Annotated in this window: 20 protein-coding genes and 1 pseudogene; 15 read left to right on the top strand and 6 right to left on the bottom strand. The window is 49.7% G+C overall.

What is annotated here, in order from left to right; genetic code table 11:
• Positions 1-46: 46 nt before the first annotated feature.
• The 9 genes from RGU75_RS22110 to RGU75_RS22070 all read left to right on the top strand — a co-directional run bounded on the left by RGU75_RS22110 (position 47) and on the right by RGU75_RS22070 (position 4,055).
• Positions 47-250: a hypothetical protein gene (locus RGU75_RS22110; RefSeq protein WP_322239714.1), complete on the top strand. Its 204-nt coding sequence runs from the start codon at positions 47-49 to the stop codon at positions 248-250.
• Between the two features lie 216 nt (positions 251-466).
• The gene (locus RGU75_RS22105) at positions 467-1,138 is read left to right on the top strand and encodes a hemagglutinin repeat-containing protein (protein ID WP_322239712.1); all 672 of its coding nucleotides are present in this window, start codon (positions 467-469) and stop codon (positions 1,136-1,138) included.
• Positions 1,095-1,478, top strand: a complete 384-nt coding sequence (locus RGU75_RS22100) for an LPD7 domain-containing protein (protein ID WP_322239710.1) — start codon at positions 1,095-1,097, stop codon at positions 1,476-1,478. The genes RGU75_RS22105 and RGU75_RS22100 overlap by 44 nt, the downstream gene beginning before the upstream one ends.
• 164 nt (positions 1,479-1,642) lie before the next feature.
• Entirely contained in the window at positions 1,643-1,912 is a 270-nt protein-coding gene (locus RGU75_RS22095) for a type II toxin-antitoxin system Phd/YefM family antitoxin (RefSeq protein ID WP_322239708.1), read from the top strand.
• Positions 1,912-2,241, top strand: coding sequence for a type II toxin-antitoxin system RelE/ParE family toxin (locus RGU75_RS22090; RefSeq protein WP_322239706.1), 330 nt, complete (start codon positions 1,912-1,914; stop codon positions 2,239-2,241). The genes RGU75_RS22095 and RGU75_RS22090 overlap by 1 nt, the downstream gene beginning before the upstream one ends.
• A 70-nt stretch (positions 2,242-2,311) precedes the next feature.
• Positions 2,312-2,665, top strand: a complete 354-nt coding sequence (locus tag RGU75_RS22085; protein WP_322239704.1) for a hypothetical protein — start codon at positions 2,312-2,314, stop codon at positions 2,663-2,665.
• A 264-nt stretch (positions 2,666-2,929) separates the two neighbouring features.
• On the top strand, positions 2,930-3,145 hold the full coding sequence (locus RGU75_RS22080) for a hypothetical protein (RefSeq protein ID WP_322239702.1): 216 nt from the start codon (positions 2,930-2,932) through the stop codon (positions 3,143-3,145).
• A gap of 30 nt (positions 3,146-3,175) precedes the next feature.
• A complete protein-coding gene (locus RGU75_RS22075) occupies positions 3,176-3,388 on the top strand; it encodes a hypothetical protein (RefSeq protein ID WP_322239700.1) in 213 nt (70 codons plus the stop codon).
• 100 nt (positions 3,389-3,488) lie between these two features.
• Positions 3,489-4,055, top strand: coding sequence for a hypothetical protein (locus tag RGU75_RS22070; RefSeq protein WP_322239698.1), 567 nt, complete (start codon positions 3,489-3,491; stop codon positions 4,053-4,055).
• 386 nt (positions 4,056-4,441) lie between these two features.
• Here RGU75_RS22070 and RGU75_RS22065 read toward each other — a convergent pair whose 3' ends face one another.
• Positions 4,442-4,612, bottom strand: a complete 171-nt coding sequence (locus RGU75_RS22065; RefSeq protein WP_322239696.1) for a hypothetical protein — start codon at positions 4,610-4,612, stop codon at positions 4,442-4,444.
• A 108-nt stretch (positions 4,613-4,720) separates the two neighbouring features.
• Here RGU75_RS22065 and gabT point away from each other — a divergent pair, with 108 nt between their 5' ends.
• The 6 genes and pseudogenes from gabT (at position 4,721) to RGU75_RS22035 (ending at position 11,531) form a co-directional block, all read left to right on the top strand.
• A complete protein-coding gene (gene gabT / locus RGU75_RS22060) occupies positions 4,721-6,034 on the top strand; it encodes a 4-aminobutyrate--2-oxoglutarate transaminase (protein WP_322239694.1) in 1,314 nt (437 codons plus the stop codon).
• Positions 6,035-6,749: 715 nt separating this feature from the next.
• On the top strand, positions 6,750-8,204 hold the full coding sequence (gene gabD / locus RGU75_RS22055) for an NADP-dependent succinate-semialdehyde dehydrogenase (RefSeq protein ID WP_322239692.1): 1,455 nt from the start codon (positions 6,750-6,752) through the stop codon (positions 8,202-8,204).
• A 224-nt stretch (positions 8,205-8,428) separates the two neighbouring features.
• Positions 8,429-8,715 (top strand): annotated as a pseudogene (locus tag RGU75_RS22050) (ABC transporter permease subunit); the annotation flags it as partial.
• 221 nt (positions 8,716-8,936) lie between these two features.
• A complete protein-coding gene (locus RGU75_RS22045) occupies positions 8,937-9,398 on the top strand; it encodes a MarR family winged helix-turn-helix transcriptional regulator (protein ID WP_322239690.1) in 462 nt (153 codons plus the stop codon).
• A 221-nt stretch (positions 9,399-9,619) separates the two neighbouring features.
• Positions 9,620-10,183 (top strand): isochorismatase family cysteine hydrolase, encoded by a 564-nt coding sequence (locus tag RGU75_RS22040; RefSeq protein WP_322239688.1) that lies wholly within the window; start codon positions 9,620-9,622, stop codon positions 10,181-10,183.
• Between the two features lie 43 nt (positions 10,184-10,226).
• A complete protein-coding gene (locus RGU75_RS22035) occupies positions 10,227-11,531 on the top strand; it encodes an MFS transporter (protein WP_322239686.1) in 1,305 nt (434 codons plus the stop codon).
• Positions 11,532-11,555: 24 nt separating this feature from the next.
• Here the strand turns inward: RGU75_RS22035 and ureG are convergent, their stop codons facing one another.
• From ureG to RGU75_RS22010, 5 genes are all read right to left on the bottom strand, one after another.
• Complete coding sequence (gene ureG, locus RGU75_RS22030) at positions 11,556-12,206, bottom strand: urease accessory protein UreG (protein WP_322239684.1); 651 nt, start codon at positions 12,204-12,206, stop codon at positions 11,556-11,558.
• A 78-nt stretch (positions 12,207-12,284) separates the two neighbouring features.
• Positions 12,285-12,965, bottom strand: a complete 681-nt coding sequence (locus tag RGU75_RS22025) for an urease accessory protein UreF (protein ID WP_322239682.1) — start codon at positions 12,963-12,965, stop codon at positions 12,285-12,287.
• Between the two features lie 13 nt (positions 12,966-12,978).
• The gene (gene ureE / locus RGU75_RS22020; RefSeq protein ID WP_322239680.1) at positions 12,979-13,500 is read right to left on the bottom strand and encodes an urease accessory protein UreE; all 522 of its coding nucleotides are present in this window, start codon (positions 13,498-13,500) and stop codon (positions 12,979-12,981) included.
• Positions 13,501-13,515: 15 nt separating this feature from the next.
• Positions 13,516-15,216: an urease subunit alpha gene (ureC, locus tag RGU75_RS22015; protein WP_322239678.1), complete on the bottom strand. Its 1,701-nt coding sequence runs from the start codon at positions 15,214-15,216 to the stop codon at positions 13,516-13,518.
• Positions 15,213-15,575 carry an urease subunit beta gene (locus tag RGU75_RS22010; RefSeq protein WP_322239676.1) on the bottom strand — a complete coding sequence of 121 codons (363 nt, stop codon included), beginning with the start codon at positions 15,573-15,575 and terminating at the stop codon, positions 15,213-15,215. The genes ureC and RGU75_RS22010 overlap by 4 nt, the downstream gene beginning before the upstream one ends.
• Between the last annotated feature and the right edge of the window lie 42 nt (positions 15,576-15,617).

The following is a 15,617-nucleotide window of genomic DNA, read 5'->3' as shown; positions in this document are numbered from 1 at the left end:
GTTCAGCTAGAAAAGCATGAAAGAATTATGTATCAGGGCATATACAATGAACCATATGCTCTGGATGAAAATGCTCGTTAGTTTAGTCGGCATTGCTAATGCTATGAAGGGAATTGTGGCAATGAGTGGTGCTTTCGATCAAATGGTTCTTTTGCTCGATATCACGGTTTGGTTGATATGGATTTTAAATGAGGTGTTTAAAAATTGGAGCTTGCCAGCTCCGTTCGCGTACAGCGAAAGAACCAACTAAGTTGGTCGAATTACATATTGTATTCTAGTAATAGGTTTATTTTTTTCTAATGGTAATAGAGAAACGTTCAATAAAATCAGTATCAGTATCAGTATCAGTATCAGTATCGGTATCTTCCTCAAAGTACCGATCAGTCAGGAGGAAATGCCCCTCGCAAATAACGAAAATCGCAATCTTGGAACTAACTTGCTAGTGGATTATGAACACCGATAGGAATTGTCCAATCATCGCCTCAAAGGTGCACTTGCCCTCAAAGCCGGTTATGACGCCTACAAACTGTCGGCGGCATTGCCGGGATTGGCCGATGCCGCTAATGGCAGCATTCATGCGACTCAAGATGTACTCGCCAAAAAACCGCCTGATCCGGATGCGAAGGGTGAGGGTTTTGGCGTCAGCGTCAGTCTGGGTGTAGGTCAAAGCAAGCAGGACAGCAAGAACAGGGCAACGCAAGCGCGTGGCACGACAGCGCAAGCCAGCACAATTAACATTACCAGTCGCGAGGGTGATATCCGCATGGAAGGCGCTAAACTGCAAGCACACGACATCAGCCTCGACGCGGCGCGCAATATTCATTTGATCGCCGCCACCAACACCACCGATGTGCAATCGACCAACAGTGGCAGCAACGTGGGACTTGGCGCTACGCTCGGTTCCAACGGTCAGCAAACCGGACTCAGCTTTCAGATCGGGGCGTCCGCTTCTAAAGGGCACACCAACGGTTACCGATTTCAAGAACGGCAGAAAATACCGCGAAGCGATTTTTTCCAGAACCTACATTCCGATTTTGTTGGAGATATTTGCGGAGCATTGCAATGGGGTGGACGAGATTGTAACCGAGATCGGCATGTGTTTTCAAATCAACCTGAATGGTGGCGGAAAAATTTATGACTATGGTTGCCAAATAAAAATAGCGAGTAGCACGGACGACGAAATCAAGGTCGCTATCAAATTGGCTGTAGAGAAGGGATGGCAGCGACTTCACTTGACTGGCAGCGAAGAATTCAAGTCACAAGTTTTTCTGGAGGCAGTTTTATCAGGTGCATTCCGTCCAGAACAAATCACGGGCTATAGACCGAGCAAAGCCGATCTGGAAGTCATCCGCGATTGCAAACCAGCAATGAAGATTGTCAATGATAGCAATGTCATTAAAAGTTATTTCGTTGAAAGATCAGACGGCAGTGGTACGGGTAGTGCAGAGCAGGTTCATCTTCCAAGGCTGAAGATTTAGTCGGTCCAAGCTGTCCAAGCTGTCCGGGCAGTCCCTGCATATTTGCATTCTTCGCGGGTGCAAATGCTACTAATTTCATTGTAAAAATACGAATTCCGGCTATGTACATGAGTCTTAATTAGGACTAAAATTGGTCCTCATTCATTTGCAATAGAGGTCTGATCATGAAATTCTCAACTCAGGTAAAGCCTATCAGCTACCTCAAGAGTCACGCCGCTGAAATTATCAAAGACATCACCGAAAATCGTGAGCCTATGCTCATTACGCAAAATGGTGAAGCCAAGCTGGTTGTTATGGACGTGAAGAGCTTTGAAGAACAAGAAGAAACGCTCGCGCTGCTAAAAATTCTGGCACTCGGTAATCGTGAAATTGAGCAAGGTAAATTTCGTGACGCTGAGGATGTGTTCGCTGAACTGGATAAGGCTGATCACTAATGGGCTTCAGAGTCGTCATACTCGATTCGGCTGAGCAAGATCTGAAAGAACTCAGAGCCTATATTATCAAGAATTTTTCCGCTGACACTTGGCGCACTACTTACGCGAAAATAAAAGACGCCATTCGTAATCTGCAAAATTTTCCGCAGGCTGGTTGCATTCCAGGTGAAATTGAAAAGCTAAATCTCACACAGTACAGGCAAGTCTTATCTGGAATGAATCGCGTCATTTACGAAGTAAGGCAAGACACCATGTATGTGCATGTCATTGTCGATGTTAGAAGAGATATGGAATCATTACTTACCCGACGACTTTTGAGGGTTACGTAATCGGACCAATACAATATTTAAGAAGCAGCTATTAATGTATTTTCTAATCAATTGAAAGTCTGTAGGTGAATTGACGCCAGATACAACGCCCGAGCAACATCATGACAATATGGTGGACTTTACTGATAAGGCTGCGACAGGATTAGGTGCGGCGTCTATTTGGACACCTTCCCCTGTAAATTTGGGACTCGCCGTACTGGCTGGCGCATTTAAAACGACTAATTATTTGTTAAAACCAGCCAGTTCAGGAACAGCTCTTTACGATTCCGCTTCGATTCTTATTCCCGCATATGTGATTTCACAAAATCCTTGGGTGCAAACAGGTTTCTCGATTGGTAGCTTATGGCTACAACCAATTGTTACGCCAATTATGGATAGTCCATTTAAATCACCTACTTTATGCAACCCACCAAAAACATGCTAAATCATAAAAAAGATAGTTTGATAAAATTTGAAGTAAAAATTTATACTTTTATTAGCTATGCAACGACAGCTTGTGTTTTTGCTTCCATGGTTATACATCCTTAATGCAAACAGTTCTTGAAAAAATATTGTTGTTATAACTGGATTTATATTTTTAGGGGTTGGCGCTGTATTTGGCTTTGCGGTAAAAAATGATGTGAGAGTTCTGGATTTAAGGCGCTTTAAAAAATAGGCCATAGCCGCACCCCGCCTAGGTCGGCGGCGTTTGGCGGTGAATATTGCGTCGGACTGCCCTGATGTTAATAATTGGCAGTTGCATCCGAAAGAAGTTGAACTTATTAAAAAAAATGCCAGCCGTTATGCGAAAGAAGTGTACAACACAGACCATCCAACACCAGAGCAAATACAAGGTGCGTTATCCATGCTGGCAAATACTGCGCAAAATCTGGCTGATTATAATCTCGGCTACGACGTGCCTTAATCAGCACAGGCAGAAGCGTTCTTACATATTTTGCAATCCGAATATGTCGCGACCAATCCAAGCCTGTCTATCGGTAAGGGACAGTTTCTGTTCTATGCGACGAACGTTCAGAAAAACTTAGCCTATATCAACAGTGGTTACGATAAAGAAATTGCTGACGTCATCAGCAAGCGCCCATCCAAAAATCTTGAATTTCAGCGAAGATTCAATCTGCTCGCGATGGTTGCTCAGGGCATTGGTTAAGTAATTCACCTAACTAATATAAGAAGGAAACAGTTTAACAAAAAAGAACGCTACTCTAGACTTTGTGGTCCCTTGAGGTCCTTTCTAAGTAGAGAAAATTTTGAATACAAACCAGTACGAAAAAAGCATTATTTCTGAAACCCCATTAGAAGTACTTAGCTCGTTTAACGGTAAAGCGGAGATGCAAACACCGTTCTTCGCTGTTTCAATTACCAAGCTTTTAGTGTTGTCGTTTTGTACGTTTGGGCTTTACCAGATAGTCTGGCTCTATCGAAATTGGCAGCTTGTTAAGGCGCGGGAAAAGATCAATATTGTGCCTTTTGCGCGAGCACTCTTTGCTTTTTTGTTTTGCTATCAAATGTTTAAAAAAATACGTGATTTCAAAACGCCGAATACTAGCCAGGGTAAGCTACATGCAGGTTCGCTCACTATCGCGTGGATTGTTGTGGCATCTATCTCCAGGCTCGGACATATTTGTTTACTTATTTCATTGATGGCACCAATTTTCTTCGTGCCTGTACAAATCCGTGTGAATCAAATCAATCATGCAGTCACACCTGATCATGATAAAAATGATCGTTTTAGTGTATTGAATTGGCTAACTATTGTTATAGGCGGTGTTTTATTTATGGCGGTGATTATCGGTAGCCTCGTGCTCATGAAATAAAACTACATTTCCCGATGGTGCATCAACGGTTCCCGATATTAATAAAAAGCGTAATCATTAGGCAAAAAAAGAGCATAAATTAAGACAGGTTTCCTTTCCTCAATTCCTGCAAATTCAAATGAATTTTTTTGTACTTAAGCCTGAAATTTCAGCTCTGCAATTATGTTATTTTCGTAGCTGACCTATCTGAACCAAAAATTTATTTTGTCATTGATTTCAATTTTAGCTAACAGGCTCTATTGGTGTAGTCGCTATCAATCTGCGCAATAAATTCATCGCGCATTTCTGACTCGGGTCGACGCAAAAAAGCCGCTCCTTCTGCATTTATTGTGCGGAAGGAGCGGCGTTTTGTTGACTGAATAAAGTGGTTTTAGCTTTGGGTTTCTTTACGCGTGATGACTGGTGGCTTGTTCTCGAAGCCATACACTGATCGTAGAGGGCACTGCGATTGCATCTTTGCCTCCGTCGGATTTCTCTGCAATGGCTTGCTTCGACGCCAGTTTCTTAGGGCGCTCAATACGCATCTGGAGAAACTCGGAAAGTGAGGCGATCGGCAAAAGTGGCTCCATAAGAAAATTGAAAGTGGCACTATATTATAGATCCACGGCAGCTTTAGTATTCGTTATGGATTTTAGAATACATAACCAGACACTAACGGAGCTTTCATGAAAAACGATGGTTTTCACGCCACTACAGTACCAATTAACAACTCCACCAACGCGCAACTTCACCAACGCAAGAATGCTGCGACGCCACGCGGGGTCGGCGTTATGTGTGATTTTTATGCTTCACATGCGTTAAATGCAGAGATATGGGATGTCGAAAATCGCCGCTTTATTGATTTCGCTGCCGGTATCGCGGTACTGAATACCGGGCATCGCCATCCCAAACTGGTGGCCGCTATTCAGGAGCAGTTAGGTAAATTTACCCATACTGCCTATCAAATTGTGCCGTATGAAAGTTACGTTACGCTGGCAGAGCGCATCAATGCGATCACGCCGGGCACTCATGCCAAAAAAACAGCATTCTTTTCTACTGGCGCCGAGGCTGTAGAAAATGCGGTCAAAATCGCCCGTGCTGCAACGGGTCGCACAGCGGTGATCGCTTTCTCGGGCGCTTTTCATGGTCGCACTATGATGGGAATGGCGTTGACCGGCAAGGTCGTTCCCTACAAGGTGGGCTTTGGACCATTTCCTTCCGAAATTTATCATGTCCCATTCCCGGTCGAGTTGCATGGCGTCACAACAAAAGATTCACTGGCAGCCTTGCAAATGCTGTTCAAGACCGATGTTGATCCGCAACGTGTAGCGGCGATTATTTTGGAGCCGGTGCAAGGTGAGGGCGGATTTTATTGCGCACCTGTCGAACTCATGCAAGCGTTGCGTAAGTTATGTGATGAGCTGGGTATTTTGCTAATCGTCGATGAAATTCAGACTGGCTTTGCGCGCACCGGCAAGCTCTTCGCTATTGAGCACTACAATGTAATTCCTGATCTGATGACGATGGCCAAGAGTTTGGCTGGTGGTATGCCTTTGTCTGCAGTGTGCGGACGGGCCGAGATTATGGACGCAGCAGCGCCTGGTGGTCTGGGCGGTACCTATGCCGGTAATCCGCTGGCGGTTGCATCCGCGCTGGCCGTACTGGAAGTGATCGAGGAAGAGCAACTGGTCGACCGTGCCAATATCCTCGGCAAAAAGCTCAAGAATCAACTTGAAATTTTGGGTGCAGAGGTGCCTCAGATTGCCGATATTCGTGGGCTTGGTGCAATGGTGGCAGTTGAATTTCTGAAGCCGGGCACCCGCGATGCTGATGCCGATTTCGCTAAACGGGTCCAGACAGAAGCACTTAAAAAAGGCTTGTTATTATTAACCTGCGGCGTCTACGGTAACGTTATTCGTTTTCTCTTTCCATTGACGATTCCTGATGCTGTGATGGATGAAGCGCTGGCTATTCTGGGCACCGTGATGCGCAGTGCGTAGTCTTTGATCTGTCTCTGGCGATCAAAATGACGCATTCGGGCGTGTTGACATATAAAGCTTAAAGTGAGGTTGGTGCAAACTGAATCACATACGTTATGAAGGCTGTTGCGGTAGTCTTTGAATTTGTTTTGAATTTTTTTTTGACCTATCGTCATTGACGCTGCCAAGTATTTCAGCTGTCAGTCGGGATTATTGGAAGACATGTTTGAGTGTAGCGAGTTGGTCTTTCAACCTGACTGAAAGTCGAAAAACTTGGTGATCTGAGGGCGGCGTCTCTGGGGTCGCCTTCTTTTTGGTTAGTTTCTTTTGGCTCGATCAGGGACAAGGGAATAATCCCGCCTAAAGTCCCGATATATGGATGCAATCTTGACCGGTTTCTGATCATCGATTGAATGCTTGTCAAACTGAGAGTGTCCATATATGACTGGCTGTCGGGCCACCCCGACAAGCATCCCTGGAGCACCAACCGTTTCAGTCGTCGACGAATCGAAACCATACCAATAACATCTAACAAACCATTTATAAATCAACATTCGAACGTTAACACGCTCTGGTTAAAATTCAGTAATATTCGCAGCTGCGGCTTGAGAGTTTTCAGCCGCCTTAATAATGTCATCCCCGGCTTACTTTTTCGTGTTGCTGTATTGCATCTTGACTGTATTGTGATAGCAACGCCCATAAACTCCCTGTCTTAACTACCCGCTAAGGATTTTTTATGTTGCAATTAAAAGACGCTTCTTTATTTCGCCAGCAAGCTTATATCAACGGTGTCTGGTCCGATGCCGATAACGGTGAGACTTTTCCTGTCACTAATCCCGCTACCGGCGGGACTATCGGCACGGTTCCTCTAATGGGTACGACCGAAACCAGACGTGCGATTGCTGCCGCTAACGCGGCCTGGAAATCATGGCGTCGTAAAACGGCCAAAGAGCGCAGCGTGGTTTTGCGTAAATGGAATGATCTGATGTTGGCGAATGCGGATGATCTGGCGCTGATCATGACATTGGAACAAGGCAAGCCGCTGGCTGAAGCCAAGGGTGAAATCACTTATGCAGCCTCTTTTATTGAATGGTTTGCTGAAGAGGGTAAACGCGCTGGCGGTGACACCATTCCATCGACCTCGCCAAATAATCGTATTGTTGTGATCAAGGAGCCGATTGGCGTTTGCGCGGCGATTACGCCTTGGAATTTTCCCGCAGCGATGATTACCCGCAAAGTTGGCCCGGCGTTGGCTGCGGGATGTCCGATGGTGCTGAAACCTGCGGAATCCACACCTTTCTCAGCGTTGGCGCTGGCAGTACTGGCGGAGCGCGCCGGTGTTCCAGCGGGTGTGTTTAGCGTTGTCACAGGCGCTGCCCGTGTCATCGGTGCAGAAATGACCAGCAATCCGATTGTGCGTAAGCTGACGTTCACCGGTTCAACCGGCGTCGGACGTTTGTTGATGGAGCAATGTGCGCCAACCATTAAGAAACTATCGTTGGAACTGGGTGGGAACGCACCATTCATCGTCTTCGACGACGCTGATCTGGATGCCGCTGTCGAGGGCGCAATGGCGTCCAAATACCGCAATGCCGGACAGACCTGCGTCTGCGCCAACCGCTTGTACGTGCAAGCTGGCGTGTACGATGCATTCGCTGAAAAACTGGTAGCGGCAGTTGCCAAGTTGAAAGTCGGGGACGGTCAGCAAGAGGGCGTGACCCAAGGGCCGTTGATTGATCAAAAAGCAGTTGAAAAAGTCGAGCAGCACATTGCGGATGCCTTGAGCAAGGGCGCGCGCATCCTTGCGGGTGGCAAGCGTCATTCGTTGGGCCATAGTTTTTTTGAGCCAACTATTTTGGCCGATGTTACTTCCGATATGGTGGTGGCGCGCGAAGAAACGTTTGGCCCGATGGCACCCTTGTTTCGCTTTACCACTGACGACGAAGTGGTGGCGATGGCCAACGATACCGAATTCGGATTGGCCAGTTATTTTTATTCACGCGATATCGGCCGTATCTGGCGGGTGGCGGAAGCGCTTGAGAGTGGCATAGTCGGTATCAATACTGGTCTGATTTCTACCGAAGTCGCGCCATTTGGTGGCGTCAAGCAATCCGGTCTGGGCCGCGAAGGTTCGAAATACGGTATCGAAGACTATCAGGTCATCAAGTATTTGTGCATGGGCGGAATTTGATTCGTTGAAATACGTATCCTAATAATCCGGAAAAAATCGACCGATTGAACTGACTGATAACGGGCGTTCCGCGGCTTTAGTCGTGTTAATCCATGCACGGCTAAAATGGCTCCGGTATTGTCTGTTCATTCGTCCCGCAATATTCAATGATCCAGGCACGGAACGGTGCGACTTTTTCCTGGTTCGCGACGCTTTCGAGATAGACAAAATAACAACTCTAGCTCGGCATGCTGCAACGGCCGATTCAATGGCTGTATCGTAAAAACCGCGTCCTGTTGGGGTTGATACAGACCGCATTTCCCTTGGCGGTTCTGCCGACGGCGAGCGCCTTAAAAGTAGCTTCCAGTGCGTATGAAGAAGCCGCGGCCACGCTAGGTGCTACGCGCTGGTAATTATGCGTCACATACTTTTTCCGATGGCAATGGCGGGGATTCTATCCTGCGCCTTGTTGTTGTTCGCCCATAGCGCCAGCGCGTTTGCGATGCCATTGTTGCTTAGCGGTCGTCGCGTTATGGGGATTTACTTAACACCCTACAAGCGCCATATCTTATACAAATTCACAGCAACGTCGCGGTCCCCTTGACATCGGACAACAAACTATCTATCCTAATAAGAAGGTAAGCTTCGTAGATTAACTTTGTAGTTAAGCTTTGTAGTTTGCCGTTGTAATCCGTAGTTGTAAGCTTAGAGATTGAGGATGGAAGTTTTTTTATCGTTTATCGAAATGAGTCTATGAACCAACACGAACAACAAGCCCATGATGATGAGGCGGCGCGCACGTTGATGCTTGCCGGTGAGATTCGGGTGTTAATGGGTAAACTAAAGCGGCGCTTGCGCGAAGAGGTGTATCCGGGGGATTTCACGGCATCGCAAATGTCGGTTCTGAGTCGCTTGGAGCGCGAGGGACCAGCAACGGTGACAGCGCTCGCCTTGGCGGAAGGTATGCGGCCGCAATCCATCGGTGCAACCGTCGCCGTATTGACCGCAGCCGGGATGGTGAGTGGGGCGCCGGATCCAGCAGACGGGCGACAAACGATCTTGTCGCTCACGACGGCGTGTCGAGAATGGGTCAGCGCGGCACGGTCGGCGCGGGAGGATTGGCTGTTCCGTAGCATCAACACCAAATTGTCGGCGGAAGAACAAGCAACACTTGCTGTCAGTATCAAGCTGCTTAGTCGCCTGGTTGATGCATAACCTGTGCTTCTCTCTGTATTAATTAAATTGAGAAACGAGAGTGCCGGTGGCTTTGCGCGAAGGTGCTGAGTCGAACTGCGTCCGTTGGTTTTCGACTTTCACGAAGTAGGGAAGTCTTATTTTGTAATCATTTTGTAATCAATGTGTGTTGTGCGCCGAGCGTCGTGCGCCGGTTACCATTTAATCATCTTGAAGTTCACATCAAAAAAGGAAAACATATCATGACAGTCACTACACTTGATCCTCAGACCGCACTTATCGTTGTCGACTTGCAGAACGGCATGGCCGCTCTGTCGGCCGTCCCTCCTATGAGCGAAGTAATACAGCGCGCCGCGATGTTGGCTGATGCCTTTCGCCGCCATGGTTTGCCCATCGTATTGGTCAACGTAGCGGGTGGTGCGCCGGGGCGAACAGAACAAGCGCGTCATATGGGGACGCCGCCTGCGGGATGGATTGATATTGTCCCGGAGCTGAAACAGCAGCCGGATGATGCCGTGGTGACGAAGCATACTTGGGGCGCATTCACCAACACCGACCTTGCTGCGTATCTGAAAGACCGTGCTGTGACACAGGTGGTGATCGTCGGCGTGGCGACCAGCATCGGTGTTGAGTCGACCGCACGTCAGGCGCACGAGCTTGGGTTCAATGTCACGCTGGCTATCGACGCCATGACTGACCGGAGCTCCGAAGCGCACGCCAATAGCATCACGCTGATTTTTCCACGGTTGGGCGAGACCGGTTCAGTGCGAGAGATCATCGAATTGCTCGATAAGGATCACGAATGAGTATGTTTACGGTGCAGGTTGCAAAGCTTGCGATAGTGGTACGGTGATGGGTACTTTCCGGTCATTAAATAATGTCAATTATCGGCTTTGGGTGGGTGGTGCCCTTGTGTCTAATGTCGGCACCTGGATGCAGCGCACCACGGAGGATTGGTTAGTGCTGACCCATTTGACGCATAAGAATGCGACAGCCCTTGGGATTGTGACGGCGTTGCAGTTTGGACCGCAGCTGCTTTTGTTGCCCTTGACGGGTTTCGTTGCTGACCATTTCGACAGGCGAAGACTGTTGATCGCCACGCAGGCAATGATGGGGGTGTTGGCGCTCGCGTTGGGGTTGCTGACACTTTTCGGGCTGATTCAGTTGTGGCACGTGTATTTGTTGGGATTTTTGCTTGGCTGTGTCACTGCGTTTGATGCTCCGATACGCCAGACGTTTGTGTCGGAACTGGTTGGAGAAGCCGATCTTGCGAACGCGGCGGCGTTGAACTCGACGTCGTTCAATGCGGCACGGATGATCGGACCAGCCCTTGCCGGTCTGTTGATTGCGGCGGTTGGTTCGGGATGGGTTTTTCTCATTAATGCGGTCTCTTTTGTTGCGGTACTTTGCTCGCTTACATTCCTCCGCGTGAGTGACTTGCATCGGTCCAAAAGAGCGCCGCGGACGCCCGGTGGATTAGTCGAGGGATTTCACTATGTATGGCGGCGTCCCGATTTGAAAGCGGTGCTTCTCATGCTGTTTTTGATTGGTACTTTTGGACTTAACTTTCCAATTTTTATCTCGACCATGTCAGTGACAGTCTTCCATGCCGGATCGGGGCAATATGGTTTGCTGACGTCGACGATGGCGATCGGTTCTGTGGCGGGCGCGTTGTTGGCGGCCAGAAGGGCGCAACCGCATATCGGGCTGCTGCTCATTGGCGCTGTGGTCTTTGGGATTGGTTGCACGTTAGCGGCGATCATGCCTAACTATGTGTTTTTTGGCCTTGCGCTGATTATCATCGGCGTGTCGACGCAGACTTTCACCACGTCTACCAATAGTTTGGTGCAACTATCCACCGAGCCTGCGATGCGTGGGCGAGTGGTGGCTATAATGCTGGCGGTGGCGTTGGGCGGCGCACCGCTTGGTGCGCCAGTGGTGGGTTGGGTAGCAGACCGATTCGGCCCGCGTTGGGCGCTTGGTGTCGGCGCGGCTTCTGGCTTTGCGGCTGCAATGGTTGGGATCTATTATTTGAGAAAGTACCGACACCTGCGTGTGTCGTTTCGCGCTGGACGGTTTCGCTTTAGCGTAGACGAGCTTATAGCATGGCGTGATCCAGTTCCATCGAAACAACATGCCGACGCATCAACTTAAGCTAACGCGTCGGCGTGTATCAATTTATGATTTTGCGCGGTCCAGCAAACCTTGCGTGCGAATGAAGGCGACGACTTTTTCTACGCCATCGCCGCTGCGCAAATTGGTGAAGAGAAAAGGGCGGTCGCCGCGCATGCGTTTGGCGTCATGCGCCATGACATCAAGGTTGGCACCGACGTAAGGTGCGAGATCGGTTTTGTTGATGATGAGAAGATCCGAGCGCGTAATGCCGGGACCGCCTTTGCGTGGGATTTTTTCGCCACCGGCGACGTCGATGACATAGATCGTGAGGTCGGACAATTCAGGACTAAAAGTGGCGGCTAAATTGTCACCGCCGGATTCCAGCAAAATCAGATCAAGGTCAGGAAAGTCGGCGCTCATGCGGGCAATCGCTTCCAGATTGATCGAGGCGTCTTCGCGAATGGCTGTGTGCGGGCAGCCGCCGGTTTCCACGCCCATCAGGCGTTCGGCTGGCAATGCATCGGCGCGCAAGAGGATTTCCATGTCTTCTTTGGTGTAGATGTCATTGGTGATGACCGCCATTTCATAGTCGTCACGCATACTTTTGCATAACATCTCGCACAGTGCCGTTTTGCCGGAACCGACGGGGCCACCAATGCCGACGCGTAATGGGTTTGGGGTGGCAATAGTATTGGTACTGGTCGTGTTGCTCATAATAGAAATCTCTTACAAAAAATGGTTGAATTCGGTATCGCTTGCTGACGCCTAAAACGGGGCATTATTATGCACAACTCAGGATCGATAAAGTCGGCTGTATTGCTCTTCATGTTGCATCGACAGGAGCGATAATCCTGGTGACCAATTGGATAAGTCGTCGTCCGCCAATTGTTGCGCAAGCTCGGCGGCACGTTGTAGTTCTGGCTGTAAGGATAGTAATAAACGCTGTCCCGAAACCTGCCCCAAAGGTACGGATTTAACACAGACCAAGACCTGATTTTCGGCCCATGTAAACAGCATTCCCAGCAGTGTGGCTTCGTGCGGTATGTTGAGTGCCACAGCGGCAAAGGCGAATGCGGTCGGTAATGGCAATTCAGGTTCTGCCTGCAATAGGGCGATCAACGTGGCATCACCAATGTGCAGATCAATCACCAGCTTGCCTAAAGAGTAGCCCATTTGAATGGTCTCAGCGCGGAACTCGGCGGTGTCACGTGCGGCAATAAAACGTTCGGTCCAGACACGCACCGCATCAGCATCACGCAGTTCAAAAGCCTGTAACAAGCGCCATAAAATCGGTGCTTCAAAATAGGCCACAACGTGATGTAGATGATCAATGATCCAGTCCCGCGCGGAGGCCTGATCTTTTACCAGCCCGCGTTCTATCGCCGATTCCAGACCTTGCGAATAACTATAGGCACCAATCGGCAGCGATGGGCTGGATAGTTGCAGCAAGTGGAGCAGAGCGGTCGCTTGCATGGTGGCGATCCGTTTAGGTTGTGGTTTCTGGCTTGTCGCCGGGCCGATGAATTTTTTGGCGCAGCGGGACGGGTGCCAATAAGCCATCATTGTGGTGATGTCCACCGCCATACGCACCGGATTCTGGTTCAAATGCGGCTAGCTGCTCAATCACATTTGCGCCGAGACCTTCCAGCATTTCTCGCAGTACGGCATCTTTGCGAATGCGTAGAAAGCCATCTCCGACTTGCGCCTGGGTGTGGCGATTACCAAGATGGAATGCGCAACGTAATAGTGCGAATGGCGTCGCGCATTCAACGCGATACGTGGCCTCGTCAGCGGCGATTATTTTTATCACCGATTGCGTACCGTCGTCGTCTTCGCCAGCGATCAGATCGCCATGGCGCAGGACTGTGCCGCGGACGGTAAAGACGCCAACTTCCTGCCCGGAAGTAAGTGCGGCGCGCAGACGGCTTTTTTCACGCAGGTCGTAGGGCAATACCAGTTCGCCATCAATGCGGTCGGCATGGTCGATTTTTGTATTAAGAGTTAGCATAAATGTTTGAAACAATCAGAATAAAAAGTAACGTTGCGCCATCGGTAAGATGATTGCCGGTTCGCAGACTAATAGTTCGCCATCGGCGCGCACTTCGTAGGTTTCCGGGTCGACTTCCATATGCGGCGTGGCGCTGTTGTGGATCATGTGATGCTTGCGTAAGTGACGCATATTTTTTACTGCGACCACCGGTTTGTTCAGTTTCAGCAAGTCGCCGATCCCATCGTCATACGCAGCTTGCGAAACGAAGGTTAATGAAGTTTTGAGGCCGCCGCCATACGCACCAAACATCATCCGATAGTGGACCGGTTGGGGCGTAGGAATGGAAGCATTTGGATCGCCCATTTGTGCTGCCGCAATCATGCCACTTTTTAGTATCATGGATGGCTTGACGCCGAAGAAGGCTGGTTTCCACAGGACTAAATCAGCGATCTTGCCGACTTCAATGGAGCCGACTACATGAGAAATGCCGTGCGTTATGGCCGGATTAATCGTGTACTTGGCGATGTAGCGTTTGGCGCGGAAGTTGTCGTTGCGACTGCTGTCTTCCGGCAACGAACCGCGTTGGGTTTTCATCTTGTGGGCGGTTTGCCAGGTGCGCATGATAACTTCGCCAACGCGGCCCATTGCTTGCGAGTCGGACGACATCATACTGATGGCACCGATGTCGTGGAGGATGTCTTCTGCGGCAATGGTTTCGCGCCGAATTCGGGATTCTGCAAAGGCGACGTCTTCTGCAATCGACGCGTCAAGATGATGGCAGACCATCAGCATATCCAGATGTTCGTCCAACGTATTGACGGTGTAAGGACGGGTCGGATTGGTGGAGGACGGTAACACATTGCCTTGACCGACTGCGGCGATAATATCCGGCGCATGGCCACCGCCCGCACCTTCTGTATGGAAGGTATGGATGGTGCGGTCTTTAAACGCCGCCAGTGTGTGCTCCAGAAAGCCGCCTTCGTTTAAGGTGTCGCTGTGGATCGCAACCTGCACGTCCATGCGGTCTGCGACGTTCAGGCAGTTGTCGATGGCCGCTGGGGTGGAACCCCAATCCTCGTGCAGCTTCAGGCCGATTGCACCAGCGCGCACTTGTTCTTCTAATGGCGTTGGCAGGCTGACGTTGCCTTTGCCTAGAAATCCCAGATTCATAGGGAATGCGTCTGCCGCCGACAACATCGCGTGCAGATGCCATGGTCCTGGCGTGCAGGTTGTCGCTGCCGTGCCAACGGCTGGCCCGGTGCCGCCGCCTAGCATGGTGGTGACGCCGCTCATCAAGGCTTCTTCAATTTGTTGCGGACAGATGAAATGAATATGTGAGTCGATGCCGCCAGCGGTGACGATCATGCCTTCGCCAGCAATGATTTCGGTTGCTGCGCCAATTGCCATGGTGACGTCGGGTTGGATATCGGGATTGCCCGCTTTGCCGATGGCGGCGATCCGGCCACTTTTTAGGCCGATATCGGCTTTGACGATGCCCCAATGGTCGAGAATGACGGCATTGGTGATGACGGTATCCATGACGTCGCGGTGATTGCGTTGCGACTGGCCCATGCCGTCGCGGATGACTTTGCCACCGCCGAATTTAACTTCTTCGCCGTAGGTTGCGTAATCCTTTTCAATCTCAATGAACAAGGCTGTGTCTGCCAGGCGGATACGGTCGCCGGTGGTCGGACCAAACATTTCGGCGTAGGCCTGACGTGAAATTTTGCTCATTGGGCTTCCTTGTGATTCTTTGGTTTTTCTTCTTCTTTTTGGTCCGATTTGTGGTCCAGTGCGCCCATGATTTTTCCATTGAAACCGTAGACCTTGCGTTCACCCGCCAGCGCGACCAGTTCAACGGTCCGCTTCTGGCCCGGTTCAAAACGCACGGCAGTACCGGCGGCGATATTGAGGCGCATGCCATAGGCAACGTCCCGCTCGAAAATCAGCGCTGGATTGGTTTCAAAAAAATGAAAATGCGAACCGATCTGAATCGGCCGGTCACCGCTGTTGGCGACTGTGACAGTGGTAGTTTTGCGGCCGACATTGAGTTCGATGTCGCCGTCTTCGATCAGCATTTCGCCGGGGATCATGGTGATTTCCAGTGTCTAAAATGAGGGAACAAAATAGGGTAA

The sequence above is a fragment of the Glaciimonas sp. CA11.2 genome (genome assembly GCF_034314045.1).
Classification (GTDB): domain Bacteria; phylum Pseudomonadota; class Gammaproteobacteria; order Burkholderiales; family Burkholderiaceae_D; genus Glaciimonas.
The sequence above is the reverse complement of the archived record's forward strand: the minus strand, read 5'-3'. Positions and strand labels throughout refer to the sequence as shown.